The 16,479-nt window shown below is 63.9% G+C and carries 13 protein-coding genes and 1 pseudogene; 9 read left to right on the top strand and 5 right to left on the bottom strand.

Features of this window, described 5'->3' with window-relative positions; translation table 11 throughout:
- Positions 1–2: 2 nt before the first annotated feature.
- Together CK220_RS25075 and CK220_RS25070 are read left to right on the top strand one after the other, a co-directional pair.
- A complete protein-coding gene (locus CK220_RS25075; RefSeq protein WP_095814078.1) occupies positions 3–1,103 on the top strand; it encodes a TRAP transporter small permease subunit in 1,101 nt (366 codons plus the stop codon).
- 3 nt (positions 1,104–1,106) lie between these two features.
- Positions 1,107–2,477, top strand: a complete 1,371-nt coding sequence (locus CK220_RS25070) for a TRAP transporter large permease subunit (protein WP_095814077.1) — start codon at positions 1,107–1,109, stop codon at positions 2,475–2,477.
- 332 nt (positions 2,478–2,809) lie between these two features.
- On the opposite strand, the pseudogene CK220_RS25065 reads toward CK220_RS25070, so the two are convergent.
- Positions 2,810–3,076 (bottom strand): annotated as a pseudogene (locus CK220_RS25065) (zinc-binding dehydrogenase); the annotation flags it as partial.
- A gap of 179 nt (positions 3,077–3,255) precedes the next feature.
- Between CK220_RS25065 and CK220_RS25060 the strand changes: the two are divergent.
- The 5 genes from CK220_RS25060 to CK220_RS25040 all read left to right on the top strand — a co-directional run bounded on the left by CK220_RS25060 (position 3,256) and on the right by CK220_RS25040 (position 9,611).
- On the top strand, positions 3,256–4,311 hold the full coding sequence (locus CK220_RS25060) for a LacI family DNA-binding transcriptional regulator (RefSeq protein WP_095814076.1): 1,056 nt from the start codon (positions 3,256–3,258) through the stop codon (positions 4,309–4,311).
- A gap of 65 nt (positions 4,312–4,376) precedes the next feature.
- Positions 4,377–5,624, top strand: a complete 1,248-nt coding sequence (locus CK220_RS25055) for a sugar ABC transporter substrate-binding protein (protein ID WP_095814075.1) — start codon at positions 4,377–4,379, stop codon at positions 5,622–5,624.
- 189 nt (positions 5,625–5,813) lie between these two features.
- A complete protein-coding gene (locus CK220_RS25050; RefSeq protein WP_095814074.1) occupies positions 5,814–6,737 on the top strand; it encodes a sugar ABC transporter permease in 924 nt (307 codons plus the stop codon).
- The gene (locus CK220_RS25045; RefSeq protein ID WP_067000383.1) at positions 6,737–7,594 is read left to right on the top strand and encodes a carbohydrate ABC transporter permease; all 858 of its coding nucleotides are present in this window, start codon (positions 6,737–6,739) and stop codon (positions 7,592–7,594) included. Before CK220_RS25050 ends, CK220_RS25045 begins: the two co-directional genes overlap by 1 nt.
- Positions 7,595–7,622: 28 nt before the next feature.
- Entirely contained in the window at positions 7,623–9,611 is a 1,989-nt protein-coding gene (locus tag CK220_RS25040) for a glycoside hydrolase family 127 protein (RefSeq protein ID WP_095814073.1), read from the top strand.
- 9 nt (positions 9,612–9,620) lie between these two features.
- Here CK220_RS25040 and CK220_RS25035 read toward each other — a convergent pair whose 3' ends face one another.
- Together CK220_RS25035 and CK220_RS25030 are read right to left on the bottom strand one after the other, a co-directional pair.
- A complete protein-coding gene (locus tag CK220_RS25035) occupies positions 9,621–10,421 on the bottom strand; it encodes an endonuclease/exonuclease/phosphatase family protein (protein WP_095814072.1) in 801 nt (266 codons plus the stop codon).
- Between the two features lie 25 nt (positions 10,422–10,446).
- Positions 10,447–11,907, bottom strand: a complete 1,461-nt coding sequence (locus CK220_RS25030; RefSeq protein ID WP_095814071.1) for a phospholipase D-like domain-containing protein — start codon at positions 11,905–11,907, stop codon at positions 10,447–10,449.
- A 262-nt stretch (positions 11,908–12,169) separates the two neighbouring features.
- Between CK220_RS25030 and CK220_RS25025 the strand changes: the two genes are divergently transcribed.
- Together CK220_RS25025 and CK220_RS25020 are read left to right on the top strand one after the other, a co-directional pair.
- Entirely contained in the window at positions 12,170–14,848 is a 2,679-nt protein-coding gene (locus CK220_RS25025; RefSeq protein ID WP_095814070.1) for a PAS domain S-box protein, read from the top strand.
- A gap of 40 nt (positions 14,849–14,888) precedes the next feature.
- Positions 14,889–15,350, top strand: a complete 462-nt coding sequence (locus CK220_RS25020) for a response regulator (RefSeq protein WP_095814069.1) — start codon at positions 14,889–14,891, stop codon at positions 15,348–15,350.
- Here the strand turns inward: CK220_RS25020 and CK220_RS25015 are convergent.
- Together CK220_RS25015 and CK220_RS25010 are read right to left on the bottom strand one after the other, a co-directional pair.
- Positions 15,303–15,608 (bottom strand): hypothetical protein, encoded by a 306-nt coding sequence (locus CK220_RS25015; protein ID WP_176479197.1) that lies wholly within the window; start codon positions 15,606–15,608, stop codon positions 15,303–15,305. The genes CK220_RS25020 and CK220_RS25015 overlap by 48 nt on opposite strands.
- 75 nt (positions 15,609–15,683) lie before the next feature.
- Positions 15,684–16,433, bottom strand: a complete 750-nt coding sequence (locus tag CK220_RS25010; protein WP_067329733.1) for a DUF899 family protein — start codon at positions 16,431–16,433, stop codon at positions 15,684–15,686.
- Positions 16,434–16,479 lie beyond the last annotated feature (46 nt).

The following is a 16,479-nucleotide window of genomic DNA, read 5'->3' as shown; positions in this document are numbered from 1 at the left end:
CAATGCCGTCCCTCACATTTGTGCTGCCGCACTGGCTCTACTGGTCAAGCCTCGCGGTCTTTCCGCTGGTTGCAGCCTATTTTGTTTATCGGGAGCGGGCACAGCGCGGCGCCGGCCGCCCAAACCTGTTTCTTGCCTATCTGTTCCTGGTTACCGCCGGCTTCCTCGGTATGCATCGTTTCTATCTGAAGAGCAGATGGGGGTTCGTTTTTATCCCCTTCTTCATCGCGGTGCTTTGGACAAGCACCCAGGTGCGCGACGGACGCGAGGCAGTTTCACTGGCGCGATCCCAGAGCGAGCATGCCGAGAGGCTGTTGCCGCGCGCCAGGGCAGATGCGGGAGCCAGCAAGCAGGGCGCTGCCGATCGACTCGCGAAAGCTGAGGCGGACGCCGCGGCGGCGCGCGACAATCTGGCGGCAGCCGCTCACGGGCTCGATCGAGCGAGCAGCATCAGCCGCATTGCCGGACTCCTGCTCGGTCTTGCTATCGTCGGCGACGCACTTCTGATACCGGGTCTTGTGCGGCGCGCCCGCGCGCGTGAGACCGGGCGCGCCGCTACCGACCACGAGATCATCGTCGATGTGCCCGCGACGCCCGTCAAGCAGCCTCTCGCGCCATTCCGGCCTGTCGACTGGCTTGTAAGGGTGACAGGCGAGTTCGTCGCCTATTGGTCGGTCCTCGCGGTCATGGCGTACTACTACGAGGTGGTCGCCCGCTATGTTTTCAACTCGCCGACCAACTGGGTGCATGAGAGCATGTTTCTCATGTTCGGCATGCAGTACATGCTGGCTGGGGCCTATGCCTATCGCGATGAGACGCACGTTAGGGTCGACATCGTATACAGCCATCTGTCCGAACGTGGCCGCGCGATCTGCGACATCATCACCTCGGCGTTCTTTTTCCTGTTCGTGGGCACAATGCTCGTTGCCGGCTGGCGCTTTGCCAGTGATGCGATGGCGGTGGGCGAGAGCTCTTTCACCGAGTGGGGTATTCAATACTGGCCGGTGAAGCTCGCGATTCCCGTCGGGGCCGCCTTGCTGCTGCTTCAAGGTCTGTCTCGCCTGATGCGCGACGTTGCGACCGCAACAGGAAGGCTCCGCTAAGCCATGGGTCTCGAGCTCCCGATCCTGTGGCTGAGCATACTGATGTTCGGCGGCCTCGGCGTGCTTTTGTTGCTCGGGCTGCCGATGGCCTTCTGCACCGGCAGCCTCGCCGTTCTCTTTCTGTTTTTGTTCGGCAATGCGGCCATGCTGAACATGCTGCCGTCTCGGATTTTCCCCTTCATGACGGACTATCAGCTCTCGGCGGTGCCGCTTTTCATCTTCATGGCGGCGATTCTCGAAAAGGCTGGAATCATCGAGGAACTGTTCGACGTCGTCTATAAATGGCTGGGTGGGCTGAAAGGTGGACTTGCCTCGGCCACGGTGATCTCCTGCACCTTGCTGGCCGCCATGGTTGGGGTCGTCGGCGCGACGGAAGTAACGATGGGCATGATCGCGCTGCCGGCGATGCTGCGCCGCAACTACGACGCCAAGCTCGCCTGTGGCGCGCTGCTTGCCGGAGGAACGCTTGGCATCCTCATTCCCCCATCGGTGATGGCGATCGTCTATGCCGTCGTCGCGCAGCAGTCCTTGGGCGAACTGCTGATCGGGTCGGTCTTTCCCGGCCTGCTGCTGTCCGGGATGTATGTCGCCTACGTCACGGTGCGCTGCTACATCAACCCCAAGCTCGGCCCGGCGTTGCCGCCGAACGAGCGCATCGGCTTTGGGGAAAAGGTGAGGCTTCTGCGCCGCACGTTCATGCCCATTCTGCTCATCCTGCTTGTGCTCGGAGTCATCTTCCTTGGCATAGCCACGCCTGTTGAGGCCGCCGGCATAGGCACGTTCGGTGCTTTCGTCGTCTGCGCCGCCCATCGCCGGCTGACCTGGGACACGATCCGGCAAGCCGGTATAGCGACCCTCAAGGCGACGGCGATGGTGATGTGGATATTCTTCGGAGCCACCATGTTCGTGGGTTTCTTCATCCTGAAGGGTGGGGAGAATTTCGTCTCCGAATCCATCCTCGGCACTGGCCTGGCGCCCTATGGCGTTCTTGTGCTGATGATGGTCATCCTGTTCGTCCTCGGCATGTTTCTCGACTGGGTCGGAATCCTGCTGCTGACCGTGCCGATCTTCCTTCCCATTCTGAAATCGCTTCAGTTCGACGGCACACTGGGATTCGCCGGCGTGGCTCCCGCGGACGTTCCGCTCTGGTATGGCGTCATCTTCATGGTCAACATGCAGATGGCGTTCCTCAGCCCGCCCTTCGGTTACTCGCTTTTCTACCTCAAGAGCGTCGCGCCACCTGAAATCTCGATGGCGATGATCTTCCGGTCGGCAGTGCCGTTCCTGTGCCTGCAAGCGATCGGAGTGGGCCTCTGCATCGTGTTCCCTTCGATTGTCTTGTGGCTGCCGAGGGTCATGTATGGAGGCAATTGACCATATCTGCGGCTTGGTCTTTCGATGCCGCGGAGCAAAGCTTTTTGCTTGAACGGCGTCCCCTTTTTGCCTTCCTTTGCGCGCCGTGGCGAGATCGGCGCTCCAGGACGCAGTGACGGTCCGCATCCTTGCGGGCTCGCTGATCGCCACGTTGCTGGGCGCAGCAACGCTGTTGAATGGCCGCGCCGAGAACACGAGCGCGCCTCATGCTTCTTAAACGGGATCGTCCGGTATTGCTGTGAGACCTTCATCTCACTGGTGGTCCGGTGTCGAGAGGCCGGAAGCAGCCGGTCCGGTGGCCGCCGGTCAGCAATGCTCACATGGGAGCTGGTTCACGGACGAACACGGATGACCGTTTTCCCCGCGCGTCGCTCGGTCGAGTTGAAGGCGGCGACGGCCTCGTCGAAGGTCGCGACTTTGCCGATGTTCGTCCGCAGTCGTCCGTCCCGCACCCGCTGGACGATCGCACTCAGTTGGGCACGATCGGACTCGACCACGAAATCTATCGCCAGGCCCTCCACGGGCCGTGCCTCGGCCGGGCCGACCGCGGTGACCAGTGTACCTCCGGCTCTAATCAGGGCTGCGGACCGCTTCTGAATGGCGACCACCGGCTTGTCGACCGGCATCTAACCCCTTGCCAACCTCCCCACCTTCCCCTAATCTCCCTTTTGAGAAAACCTTTTCCCAGATCGCCCTGCGCCCTGCTGACCTCACCGGTCACCAGCACGCAGGGCGATAAGAGAAAACCTTTTCCCAACCCAGGGATGCGCCTCGAACTATGTCCGCCGACGCCGAGCCAGCGCCAGTTTCCGCCAAGCCGCCGGTCACTCTGCGCGAGGTGGCGGCGGCCGCGGGCGTCAGCGTCGCCACCGCTTCGAAGGCGCTGAACGGGCAGGGGCGCATGACCGCCGAGACGCGCGAGCGCATCCGTGAGGTAGCGCAGCGTCTCGGCTTCCGGCCGAACCACCTGGCGCAGAGCCTGCTGCGCAAGCGCTCGTTCACCGTCGGCCTGCTCACCAACGATACCTATGGCCGTTTCTCGCTGCCGCTGATGGCCGGCGTTTCGGATGCGCTGGTCGACAATGGCGTCTCGGTGTTCCTGTGCAATGTCGAAGACGACATGCGGCTCGGCCAGCTACATGTCGAGGCCATGCTCGACAAGCGCGTCGACGGCATCATCGCCACGGGAAAACGCATCGACCGCCATCTGCCGATCGATCTCTCCAATCTGCGCATTCCCGTCGTCTATGCCTTCACCCAGCCGGACCCCGGCGCGGTCGGCCTGGTTTCCGACGATGCCGGCGGCGCGCGGCTGGCGGTCGAGCATTTTTTGCGGCTCGGACGCCGCCGCATCGCCCATGTCACCGGACCGGCGGGCTTCGCCGTGGTGCACACGCGGGCTGAGGCTTACCGGGAGATGCTCGAGGAGCACGGCCTGCCGGTCGGCGAACCGCTGCTTGGGGCCTGGTCGGAAGCCTGGGGTCACGATGCGGTGGCAAGGCTGTTCGGCAACGGCCGGGGCAGGGAAGGCTGGCCGGACGCGGTGTTCTGCGGCAACGACCAGATCGCGCGCGGCGTCATCGACGCGCTGCGCGAGCGCGGCATCCGCGTGCCCGACGATGTCGGCGTCATCGGCTTCGACAATTGGGAGATCGTGGCCGAGGCGACGCGCCCGCCGTTGACCTCGGTCGACATGAACCTGGCCTCGCTCGGGCGCGAGGCCGGGCTTGCCCTACTTTCGCTCGTGGGCGGCCAGCCGGCCGCGCCGGGCATCAGGAAACTGCCGTGCCGGCTGGTGGTGCGTCAGTCATGCGGCCGTCCGCCGGGCGGCTGAGGCATCGAACGAAACGGCCGTCGCGCAACGGCCAAATTGGGAGGAGAACCATGAGGAGGAATACCGTGAAAACCATGTTTGCCAAGCTGGCTCTGGCCGCGGCCGTGATCGGCGGCGGCCTGCAGGCGGCGTCCGCCGAGACCGCCAACATCTGGGTGCGCGCCGACGGCTCGAATTTCATGCCGCGCATCGTCGATGCCTTCAACAAGGCGCATAAGGACCAGATCAAGCTCGACATCATCCCGAATGCCGAGATCATCCCGAAATATGGCGCGGCCGCCGCCGGCGGCACCGCGCCGGATGCGCTGTCGCTCGACCTGATCTATACGCCGTCCTTCGCCGCCGCCGGCCAGCTCGAAGACATCACCGACTGGGCGAAATCCTTGCCCTATTTTTCGAGCCTGTCGCCGGCGCATGTGAAGACCGGCACCTATAAGGGCCGCATCTACGGCCTGCCGTTCTCGGCCGATTCCTCGGTGCTGATCTGGAACAAGAAGCTGTTCAAGCAGGCCGGACTCGATCCCGAGAAGGGGCCGAAGACCTGGGCCGAGATCGAGGCCGACGCCGAGAAGGTCAATGCGCTCGGCGGCGACATCAAGGGCTTCTACTTCTCCGGCAATTGCGGCGGCTGCAACATCTTCACCTTCACGCCGCTGGTCTGGGCCTCGGGCGGCGACATCCTCTCCGAGGACGGCTCCAAGGCGACGCTGGACAGCCCGCAGCTGCGCGGCGCCATCGACCTCTACCGCTCGATGGTGAAGAAGGGGCTGGTGCCCGAGGGCGCGCAGACCGACACCGGCGCCAATTTCTTCGCCGCCTTTGCCGGCGGCAAGATCGGCCTCTCGCCGTCCGGCGCCTTCGCCATCGGCGCGCTCAACACGCAATACCCGGACATCGACTACGGCATCACCTTCCTGCCGGGCAAGGATGGCGGCTGGTCGTCCTTCGCCGGCGGCGACAATTTCGTCGTCACCAAGGGCACCAAGAAGATCGCCGTGGTGAAGGAGTTTCTGGACTTCGCCTACTCGCTCGAGGGCCAGACCATCCTCGCCAAATATGGTAGCCTGCCGGTGCGCGGCGACATCGCCAAGGAAGCGCTCAAGGACCTCGATCCGCGCTACCAGGTGGCGGCCGAGGCGATGGCCAAGGGCCGCACGCCCTACACGGTGGTGTTCAACGACCTGATCAACTCCGCCAACGGCCCGTGGACGCAGATGGTCAACGAGGTCTTCTTCGGCGACGATGTCGACGGCGCCATCGCCAATGCCCAGGAGACCATGCAGTCGATCATCGACCAGGCGCCGCAGAAGTAGCGCCGACCTCAACCTCCCCTTGAGGGGAGGTCGGACCGCAGGTCCGGGTGGGGTCGCCTCGGCAGTGCTCGACGCTATCTCCCCGTCGGCGCGCGTCGCGGCGGACCCCACCCCCGGCCTGCGGCCGGACCCTCCCCTCAAGGGGGAGGGGGACGTCGCGGCCGCCACGGACACAAGGAAGAAATCTGGATGGCGTCTATTACAGTGGCTTCAGCTCCCGCCCGCGCCAGACGCATCGGCGTAAGCCGCCGGCAGTGGATCGGCCTGCTCTATGTCTTGCCGGCCGTCGCCTTCGTCACCGTCTTCTTCGTCATCCCGCTCGGCATGACGGCGTGGATGTCGCTGCACAACTGGCCGCTGATGGGCGAGCACGCCTTCATCGGCCTCGACAATTACTTTGCCATCCTGCGCGACACGCGGTTCTGGAACGCGCTCAAATTCACCTTCTACTACACGCTGATCGTCACCATCGCGATCTTCGCCGTCGCCTTCCCGCTGGCGATCTTCATCGAGCGGCCGCGCCCGCTCACCAATCTCTACCGCACCGCCTTCTTCATGCCGGCGGTGGTGGGCTTCGCTTCCGCAAGCCTGCTCTGGTCGTGGCTGTTGAACGTCGATTCCGGTCTGTTCAGCCCGGCTGCCTTCGATCTCGGCCTGACCGAGAGGAAGGTCAATCTTCTCGCAACCTTCCAGCCGGCGTTCTGGTCGATCATCGCCATGGTGGTCTGGAAGGTCGCCGGCTTCACCATGATCATCCTGATGACCGGCCTGCAGTCGATCCCGCAGGACCTGCAGGAGGCCGCCGTCATCGATGGCGCCGGTCCGTTCGCCCGCTTCAGGGCGATCACCCTGCCGCTGATGCGCCGCACTTTGGCGCTGGCGCTGATCCTGTCGGTGGCGGGCTCGATCCTCGCCTTCGACCAGTTCTACATCATCCTGCGCGGCGGCCCGCGCAACCAGACGCTGACGGCGGTCTACTGGATCTTCAACCAGTCCTTCGTCTCGTTCAAGCTCGGCTACGGCGCCGCACTTTCGATGGTGCTGCTGGTCATCCTGGTGGCACTCAGCCTGGTCCAGCTCTGGCTGCTGCGCAAGCCCGAGGGGCTCGACTGATGGCCGAGGCGATGTCGCAGCACCGCAAGGCGGCCTTCAGCCTGGCCAGGCATTCCACCGGCATCATCGCCTCGGTGCTGTTTTTGGCGCCGATCGTGTGGACGGTGCTCTCCACCTTCAAGCCCGCTCAGGAAGCGCGCCAGCCGCCGCTGCCGCCCTGGCCGACCACCGGCTTCTCGGTCGAGAACTATCAGACGCTGAACACCTTCGGCGACGGGCTCTGGGCCTCGGCGCAGAACAGCATCTACGTCTCGGTGATGACGGTATTGCTCTCTGTGCTGGTCAGCGTGCTCGCCGGCTACGGCTTCTCGCGTTTCCGCTTCCCGTTCAGGGACTTCTTCTTCATCCTCATCCTGTCGACGATCATGATCCCGTTCCAGTCGATCCTGACGCCGATCTTCCTGGTGCTGACGAAACTCGGCCTCCACAACACGTTGACCGGCCTGGTCTGCGTCTACGTCACGCTGCAGCTTCCGTTCTCGATCTTCATGATGCGCAACGCCTTCGACGCCGTGCCGCGCGAGATCGAGGAGGCGGCGCGCATGGACGGCGCCAACAATGTCACCATGCTGGTCAAGGTGATGCTGCCGCTGGTCTGGCCGGGCGTCGTCACCATCGCGCTGTTCGCCTTCCTCGGCGCCTGGAACGAATTCCTGGCGGCACTGGTGCTGATGACCGACCAGTCGAAATTCACCCTGCCGGTGATGATGACGGCACTTCAGTCCGGCCGCTTCGGCGCCATCGACTGGGGCGCGGTGCAGGCGGGCGTCACGGTGATGATGGTGCCCTGCCTGATCCTGTTCCTGGCGCTGCAGCGCTTCTACATCCGCGGCCTGATGGCCGGGGCCGTCAAATGATTTCCCGCATTCGAATGGAGTGACGTTCATGACCGTATCGCAGCCCACCGCCGCTATCGAGTCTGCCAAGCCGAAGCTTGCCTTCCGGCCGCTGCCCGTGCCGCAGGTCGATGTCCGCGGTTTCTGGGGCGACCGTGTCGACGCGGTCGCCGCCAAGACCGCCGGTATCCTCTACGACCGCTGCGTCGAGGCGCGGATGCTGGAACAGATCGATCCGGACCGGCCGTCGCCGGGCGTCGTCATTCCGTTCCATTCGCCGTCGCCCGACGAGGCCGACGCGCAGGGGGCCGAGTTCACCGGCTCGACGGTGACGACCCAGATGTTCTGGGATTCCGACTGGGGCAAGACCATCGAGACCGCCGCCTATTCGCTCTACCGGCGCCGCAATCCGGAGCTGGAGAAGAAGATCGATGCCGTCATCGACATGTACGGCAAGCTGCAGCAGGAGGACGGTTATCTCTCCAGCTGGTACCAGCGCATCCAGCCCGGCCTGCGCTGGACGAACCTGCGCGACTGCCACGAGCTCTACTGCGCCGGCCATCTGATCGAGGGCGCCGTCGCCTATTACCAGGCGACCGGCAAGCGCAAGTTGCTCGATATCATGAGCCGCTACGCCGATCACATCGCCGACACGTTCGGCCCGCAGCCCGGCAAGCGGAAGGGCTACTGCGGCCATGAGGAGATCGAACTGGCGCTGGTGAAGCTCGCGCGGGCGACGGACGAGAAGAAGTATATGGATCTGGCGAAGTACTTCATCGACCAGCGCGGCCAGCAGCCGCATTATTTCGACGAGGAGGCGCGCGCCCGCGGCGCCGACCCGAAGGCCTATCACTTCAAGACCTACGAATACAATCAGTCGCACAAGCCGGTGCGCGAGCAGGACAAGGTCGTCGGCCACGCCGTGCGGGCGATGTACCTCTTCTCCGGCATGGCCGACATTGCCACCGAATATGGCGACGACAGCTTGCGCGCGGCGCTCGACAGGCTGTGGGACGATCTGACCACCAAGAGCCTCTATGTCACCGGCGGCCTCGGGCCGTCGGCTCACAATGAAGGTTTCACCAGCGACTACGACCTGCCCAACGAAACCGCCTATGCCGAGACCTGCGCCTCGGTCGGCCTGGTATTCTGGGCAAGCCGCATGCTCGGCATGGGTCCGAACCGCCGCTATGCCGACATGATGGAGCGGGCGCTCTACAACGGCTCGATCTCGGGCCTGTCGCTCGACGGTTCGCTGTTCTTCTACGAGAACCCGCTGGAGAGCCGCGGCGGCCACCACCGCTGGAAATGGCACCGCTGCCCCTGCTGCCCGCCCAATATCGGCCGCATGGTCGCTTCGATCGGCAGCTATTTCTACGGCCTCGCCGACGATGCGCTGGCCGTGCATCTCTATGGCGACTCCACCGCCCGCTTCGAGATCGCCGGCCGGCCGGTCAGCCTGGTTCAGACCAGCAATTATCCCTGGGACGGCGCGGTCTCGATCGAGATCGAGGCACAGACACAGGTTGAATTCACGCTTTACCTGCGCATACCCGCCTGGTGCCGCTACGCCGTGCTCAAACTGAACGGCAAGATGGTCGATCTCGATGCTGCAACCAGCGACGGCTACGCCGCGATCCGGCGCGAATGGCAAAAGGGCGACCGCGTCGAGCTCGACCTCGAAATGTCGATGGCCCGCCTCTTCGCCAATCCGCAAGTGCGGCAGGATATCGGCCGCGTCGCGCTGTCGCGCGGCCCGCTGATCTACTGCGTCGAGGAGACCGACAATGGCGGTGGCCTGCACCGCATTGCGCTGCCGCGCACGGCCAGGCTGGAGGCACATGAGGAGCCGAACCTGCTCGGCGGTATCGTCACGCTTTCGGCGATCGGCAACCGGGCCGAGGCGAAGAACTGGGGCAGCGATCTCTACCGCCCCGAGCCGCCGGAAACCGAAGAAACGAAGCTCAAGGCAATTCCTTATTTCGCCTGGGACAACCGCGATCCCGGCGAGATGCTGGTCTGGCTGAGGGAAGGGTAGGGCCGGAGCCTACAAATGCACATACGCCGTGAGCGGCAAGTGGTCTGACGCCACGCGCGACAGCGGCGTGTCATGCGCTTCCACCGCCGAGACCATGCCGTTCCGGTTGCCCATGATCCGGTCGAGCGCCAGCACCGGTAGCCCCGACGGAAAGGTGGGCACCGCCGGCGGCGTGTGACCGAAGGTCGAGTGCAGCGTGTTGAGCGCGGAGCGGTTGCCCAGCCGCCATTCATTGAGGTCGCCGAGCAATAGCGTCGGCCTTTCGTCCGCGCTGCTCATGATATCGAGCACCACGCGGGCCTGTTCCGAGCGCGAGCGGCGCAACAGGCCGAGATGCGCGGCGATCACGCGCAGCGCCCGGTTCTCGTCGAGGTCGATCTCCGCCACCAGTGCCCCGCGCGGCTCCAGGCCCGGCAGCTTGATCTGGTGAACATCGCGCACCGTGCCGCGCTTGAACAGAAGCACGTTCCCGCGCCAGCCATGTGCCTTGCCGTTTCCGGTGACCGGCACCGGCACCAGCCCCGTTTCGATTTCGAGGCGGTTGAGATCGAGCAGGCCGGCGCGGTCGCCGAAGCGGTTGTCGGCCTCCTGCAGCGCGATCACGTCCGGGCTGATTTCGCGGATGACGCGCGCGGTCCGCTCGGGGTCGAACTTGCGGTCGGTGCCGATGCATTTGTGGACGTTGTAGGAGGCGACCACCATCTCGGCGCCGCCGACCCGTTTGGGCGCCGTGGCTTTCGCTTTCCGCATCTTTCTGCCGCGGATCGACAGGAGCACGGTTTCGGGGAGGGTGCGTCCGTTTCTCTCCATGGTTCCTGCTGCTCGTCTTCCTTGCCTATAGATAGGGTGATCCCAGCCACAGCAATCGGTCGAGGACACGAATGAGGAAGGCTCTGGCCTTCAGCATCTGCAGTGTCACCGGTTTCGCCGACGCGATCGCCGCGTCGATACGCGCCTCGATCGCCCGGGCGAAGTTGGCATCCAGGACCTCCATGTCGATCTCGAAATTCAGCCTGAGCGACCTGGCGTCGAGATTGGACGAGCCGACATAAGCCCATGCGCCGTCGATTGCCATAAGTTTCGAGTGATCGAAGGGGCCTTCGTGGCGCCACACCCGGCAATAATGCTTCAGCACCTGGTCGAACTGTGCCGTCATGGCGCGGTCGACGAGGAAAAGGTTGTTCACCGCCGGCACTACGATGTCGATCTCGACGCCGCGCGCGCCGGCCGTGGTCAGCGCGCTGATCAGCTCGCGATCCGGCAGGAAATAGGGCGACATGATGCGGATCGATTTGCGGGCGACCGAAAACGCCCCCATCAGCAGCTTGTGGTTGGTTTCGTTCGCGGCATCCGGCCCTGTCGCCACGGCTCTGACCAGCATCGGCTGGCCGGGCGACGGGGCGGTTCGCTCGACCTGCCAGACGTCGCCCTTCAGCGCCTCGTTGCCGGCGAAGCGCCAGTCCTCGGCGGCGACGGAGAACAGGTCGGCCACCACCGGCCCGGTGACCTCGAAATGCGTGTCCCTGGAGCTGTCGGAGCCGGCGAATTCGGCCGAGAATCCCTTGCGGATGTTCATGCCTCCGGTAAACGCCACTGTCGCGTCGATGACCAGGATCTTCCTGTGGGTCCGCAGATTCGCATAAGGAAGTCTCAAGCCCATGACGATGTTGCCGTTGAAGAGATCGACGGCGACATTGGCCTCCCTGAGCTGCTTCAGGATGCTCGGCACCGAATAGCGCACGCCGACGGCGTCGATCAGCACGCGCACGGCGACGCCGCGTTTGACCGCGGCGGCGAGCGACTGCACGAACATCTGTCCGACGGCGTCATTGTCGAAGATGTAAGTTTCGAGGAGAACGCTCTTTTGCGCGCCGTCGATCGCCCGGCACATCGCCATATAGGCCTCGTCGCCGGTCTCGAGCACGGCGATCGTGTTCCCGGAAGTCAGCGGACGCCGCGCCACCCTGTCGCCCAACGTCTTCAACCCGACGAAGCGCTGGCCGAATTGGGCCTCGATCAAGGCTTCGACGGCGACGTCGCGATTGTGCCCGGCCTCATCCGCCGAACCGGCGCTGGGCCGCATGGCACTGATCGTCGCGCGGCGGATGCGGTTGATGCCGGCGATGGCGTAGATGATCGCGCCGAGGAAGGGCGACAGAAGCATCACGCCGACCCACCCCGTGGCGGCGCGCACGTCCTCCTTCGTCATGATGGCATGGACGATGCCGACCGCCGCCATCGCCAACGACAGGAGAAGGATAAGCGTCGACCAGTGACTCGCTATCGCCTCAAACATCGCCCCGACTATTGTGCGAGCCGACGCGGAAGGCAATGCGCAAGGGCACGGCGATCCGCATTCGCATGGAGCTGTTTCCGGCCGCGATTGCATGAGGGATCTTGGAGGCCAGGCGCCTCTATGCGAAAGCGGTTCACCAGGCACAACGAAATCGCCCTCGCCAATTATCTCGGCGCTGCCTCGGTGCCGAAGTGTCGGGCCGCAGCGGGAACATTCGGCGATCCGATGCGTTTGGCTTTTCGTTGCCGAGCGGGAATGGGAGATGCGCATCGAAAGCGTTCAAGGGACCGAGGGGTTTATCCGTACCCCGCAGGACGCCGTGGCCCTGCAAGTCCCGCCTGACTTCATCGAGATACTGCCCATTGCGATCTACGCTTGCGACGCGCAAGGCCGATTGCTTTGGTTCAACAAGCGCGCTGCCGACTTGTGGGGGCGAACGCCCTTGCGTGGCTCCGACGCCGAACTCTATTGCGGATCCCACAGGCTCTATCTCGATGGACGCGAGATCGCGCGCGCCGAAACCCCGATGGCCGCGGTGCTGCGAACCGGTATTCCGGTCAGGGGGATTGAAGGCAAGATCGAGCGGCCGGACGGCACAGCGATATGGGTGATGGTCCACATCGAGCCGATCGAAGACGAGGATGGTCGGGTCGTCGGCGCGATCAATTGTTTCCACGACGTCACGGACCGGCGTCTGAGTGATGAGATCATTGGGCAACAGGAGCAGCGGCTCGCTGCGACTTATCAGCATGCGGGGATTGGCATCGCTGAAGTCAACGCGAAGGGCGAACTCGGACGCGTCAATGGCTACCTGGCCGACCTGCTCGGCTATTCCGCCGATGAACTTGTCGGTAGGTCGGTGTTCGATGCCACTTTGGCGGAGAATGTCGATGCGGATCTGCGTCAGTTCGAGCGTCAGGTGCGAGGCGAGATCGACAGCTACCGGCACGAGAAGCGTTTCATCCGCAAGGACGGGGCAAGAGTCTGGGTCGCGGTCACGTCGTCGAGCGTAAGGGACTCCGAAGGCCGCTTCTTGTATGCGGTGCGTGTCCAGCAGGATATCACCGCGCGCAAGAAGGCCGAGGCCGCTCTCGTCCGGCATCTGGAGCAGCAGGCGGCGCTTTATGAATTCACGGACAGCCTTCAGCGCGCGGCGAATCTTGGCGAGGTCCACGAGATAGCCCTCAGCGCCATCATTCGCGCATTGGGTGCGGACCGCGCGTCCATACTCTTCTTCGACAACACCGGCTTCCTCAGATTTGCTGCCTCGCGAGGCCTGTCCGAAGCTTACCGAAAGGCCGTCGAAGGCCATTCCCCCTGGCCGCGCGACACACGCGATCCCGAACCGATCGCTATTGCCGACGTCGAGCAGAGCGGGTTGCCCGACGACCTTAAGGCGGCTGTGCGGGACGAAGGTATTGCGGCGCTGGCTTTCATCCCGATCTCGGTGCGCGGTCAGCTGCTCGGCAAGTTCATGACGTATTACGATCATCCGCACGATTTCGTGGAGTCCGAGCTTCGTTTTGCTCTGACAGTGGCCGGACAACTCGGCTTCGCGGTCGACCGAGTGCGGCTCGAGGCCGCCCGCCAGAAGACGGAGCGCGCGGCAAATCAACTCGTGGCCATTGTCGAATCCTCTCACGACGCGATCATCAGCAAGGATCTCAACGGCGTTATCGCCTCATGGAATGCCAGCGCGGAGCGTCTGTTCGGTTTCAGCGCCGATGAGGCGATCGGCAGGCACATTACGATGATCATCCCCGATGACCGGCTGGGCGAGGAGCCGGAAATCATCAGGCGCATCAGCAGCGGCGAAAACGTCGATCACTTCGAAACGGTGCGTCGCCGCAAGGACGGCAGCCTCATCGATATTTCCCTGACGATTTCTCCGATCCGCGACAGCCAGGGCCGCATCATCGGCGCCTCGAAGATTGCGCGCGACATTACCGACCAAAAGGTGGCGGAGGCCAAGCTGCGCGCGAGCGAGCGTCAGCTGCGCGACCTGCTGGCGGCAATTCCGGCGGCGATCTACACGACGGATGCCGACGGCACGATAACCTTTTTCAACGAGGCGGCCGTCGAGCTTTCCGGGCGCGTTCCGCAGATCGGCAAGGATAAGTGGTGCGTGACGTGGAAATTGTTCTGGCCGGACGGAACCCCGCTTCCTCACGACCAGTGCCCGATGGCGGTCGCCCTGAAGGAGGGGCGTCCGATACGCAACGCCGAAGCCGTCGCCGAGCGCCCGGACGGCGTGCGGATTCCCTTCATCCCGTATCCGACGCCGCTGCGCGATGAAGATGGCAATATCGTCGGCGGTATCAACATGCTGGTCGACATCAGCGAACGCAAACAGGCCGAAACACAGCAGCGGCTGCTCTTCAATGAGCTGAATCATCGTGTGAAGAACAACATGCAGATGCTGCAGTCGCTGCTGAGCTTGGCGGGTCAAAGGGCAGCGCACCCACAAGCGCGAGAAATCCTGCGTGAAGCCGGCAACCGCGTTGCGGCCATGGCCGCTGCTCAGCAGGTTCTGTACGAGACGGTCGATTCGACGCAGTTCAACGCGAAGGGTTTCTTGCTTGCGGTTTGCGGGACAGTAAAACAGACCTTTCCGAAGGAAGTCGCGGTTGAGTTCGAGGCAGACGATTCAAAGCTCTCGAACGATGTTGCAATGCCGCTGGCGCTCATCCTGAACGAGCTTCTGACCAATGCCGTGAAATATGGAACTCCCGACGGAGCCGGCACAATTCGGGTCGGGCTTCGGCGCGATGCCGACGGATTCCAGGTATTTGTCGAAGATAGCGGTCCCGGCTTTGACCTGGCTTCGGTCCGCGACCGTTCGTCCGGGTTGAAACTGGTTCAGGGCTTGGCGCGGCAGCTGCACGGTAAGCTTGTCGTGACCAAGGAACCGAAGACGCGCTGCAGCATTCGGTTCTCATGAAGCTCTCGCCGGCACTTTTTCAGTTCCTGGATGGCTCCCGATGACCGAGCTTGCTGCCCCACCCGGACGCCGTCGGCCAATCCCAACGAAAGCCGCGTCGGCCGAACCTGTGGCCGCCGCATTGCCGACGCGGATCTTGGTCGTCGAGGACGATTTTCTCATTTCGCTGGAGATGGAGAGCACGCTGACCGCGGCCGGTTTTTCGGTCGTAGTCGTCGGCTCGGGCGAGGAAGCGCTCGATAGCGCAGCTGCGGACCGGCCTGACCTGGTTGTGATGGATATCCGGTTGTCCGGCGCCATGGATGGAATCCAAGCTGCCCTGGAGCTGTTTCGAACTTACGGTTTGCGGTCGGTTTTTGCGACGGCGCATTCCGATTCCGACGTCCGCGCCCGGGCAGCGCCCGCGAAGCCGCTGGGCTGGCTGGTAAAACCCTACACGCCGGCATCCCTGCTCTCAGCGATCCACTCCGCGCTTAAGTCGGGCAGCGCCTCGGCAGGATGAAACGCCGATTGCACCACCTCCGGCGAGCAGCCGCAGCCAGGGCGCGAGGTGGAAGGCAGCCATCAGGAAATACATCGGCGCCATGCCGCTGAGCACGGAGGCTCCGGGCTCGGACATGCACATCGCGTTCGGTCCGCTATCGGCAGCCGTGAGCAAGGTCATGACGGCAAAGGTCGGCGCCGCCGCCAGGCATAACCAGTCTGCCGGGCCGAATCCGCTCAGGCCTGCGGGGCGAGGGGCGGGATTGTCGATGCTCATGATCTCCACCTTCCAACTGCTCTCAGGAAAGATCGGCTCTGGCGGCGCGGCGGCGCCGCCAGAGTCGCTTCGCGCTCAGGCGTTCTTGTTGCGAAACGCCGCTTCGCCGGCATCCGACACCTCGACCCATCGCTGGTCGGGTGCGGCGCCTTCCTCGTAGTTGTCGTGCCAGTTCCACCACTTGTAGGTCTGGGTTTGCGGATAGCCCTCGGGCGAATCCTCCCACACCTCCTGGCGACCGAGCGGGGTGACGTCGAGATAGCTCCACACCGTGCCGAACGCCTCGTCGCCGCGGTTGTTGACGAAATAGGTGCGGAAAATGCGGTTGCCGTCGTGGATGAAGACGTTGTGGCCGTGCCATTCGTCGACGCCGAAATCCTTATCCCAGCTGTCGGTGATGGTGTACCAGGGCATCTTCCAGTCCATCCGCTGCTTCAGCCGCTGGATGTCGGCCTGCGGCGCGCGCGACGCATAGGCAAGCGTGGTGTCGCGGGCGTTGAGATGGGCGAGGTTGCCGACCATGTCGGCGCCAAGCGAGCAGCCGCGGCAGGCGTGCTCCGGCCACCCATAGACGCCGGGCTCGAAGAAGGCGCGGTAGATAACCAGCTGCCGGCGGCCTTCGAATAGGTCGAGCAGGCTTGCCTTGCCGTTCGGACCTTCGAAGACATAGTCCTTCTCGACTGGCATCCACGGCATGCGGCGGCGTTCGGCGGCCAGCGCGTCGCGGGCGCGGGTGAGGGCCTTTTCCTTCACCAGCATTTCTTCGTACGCGCCTTCCCAGGCTTCCGGCGAAACGACCGGTGGTGTCTTCATGTGTTGGGTCATTGCTCTTGTCCCGTTCTTGCGGTTGGTTGGGGTGACAAGGAAAACT

This window comes from Mesorhizobium sp. WSM3860 (assembly GCF_002294995.1).
Classification (GTDB): domain Bacteria; phylum Pseudomonadota; class Alphaproteobacteria; order Rhizobiales; family Rhizobiaceae; genus Mesorhizobium.
Note: the sequence above shows the minus strand (reverse complement) of the source record. Positions and strands in the feature narration are given on the sequence as shown.

Bases quoted from the DNA above. Each gene is read 5' to 3' on its own strand.
- CK220_RS25075 (WP_095814078.1), top strand. From the start codon at position 3: ATGCCGTCCCTCACATTTGTGCTGCCGCACTGGCTCTACTGGTCAAGC.
- CK220_RS25070 (WP_095814077.1), top strand. From the start codon at position 1,107: ATGGGTCTCGAGCTCCCGATCCTGTGGCTGAGCATACTGATGTTCGGC.
- CK220_RS25060 (WP_095814076.1), top strand. From the start codon at position 3,256: ATGTCCGCCGACGCCGAGCCAGCGCCAGTTTCCGCCAAGCCGCCGGTC.
- CK220_RS25050 (WP_095814074.1), top strand. From the start codon at position 5,814: ATGGCGTCTATTACAGTGGCTTCAGCTCCCGCCCGCGCCAGACGCATC.
- CK220_RS25045 (WP_067000383.1), top strand. From the start codon at position 6,737: ATGGCCGAGGCGATGTCGCAGCACCGCAAGGCGGCCTTCAGCCTGGCC.
- CK220_RS25040 (WP_095814073.1), top strand. From the start codon at position 7,623: ATGACCGTATCGCAGCCCACCGCCGCTATCGAGTCTGCCAAGCCGAAG.
- CK220_RS25035 (WP_095814072.1), bottom strand. From the start codon at position 10,421: ATGGAGAGAAACGGACGCACCCTCCCCGAAACCGTGCTCCTGTCGATC.
- CK220_RS25030 (WP_095814071.1), bottom strand. From the start codon at position 11,907: ATGTTTGAGGCGATAGCGAGTCACTGGTCGACGCTTATCCTTCTCCTG.
- CK220_RS25025 (WP_095814070.1), top strand. From the start codon at position 12,170: ATGCGCATCGAAAGCGTTCAAGGGACCGAGGGGTTTATCCGTACCCCG.
- CK220_RS25020 (WP_095814069.1), top strand. From the start codon at position 14,889: ATGACCGAGCTTGCTGCCCCACCCGGACGCCGTCGGCCAATCCCAACG.
- CK220_RS25015 (WP_176479197.1), bottom strand. From the start codon at position 15,608: ATGAGCATCGACAATCCCGCCCCTCGCCCCGCAGGCCTGAGCGGATTC.
- CK220_RS25010 (WP_067329733.1), bottom strand. From the start codon at position 16,433: ATGACCCAACACATGAAGACACCACCGGTCGTTTCGCCGGAAGCCTGG.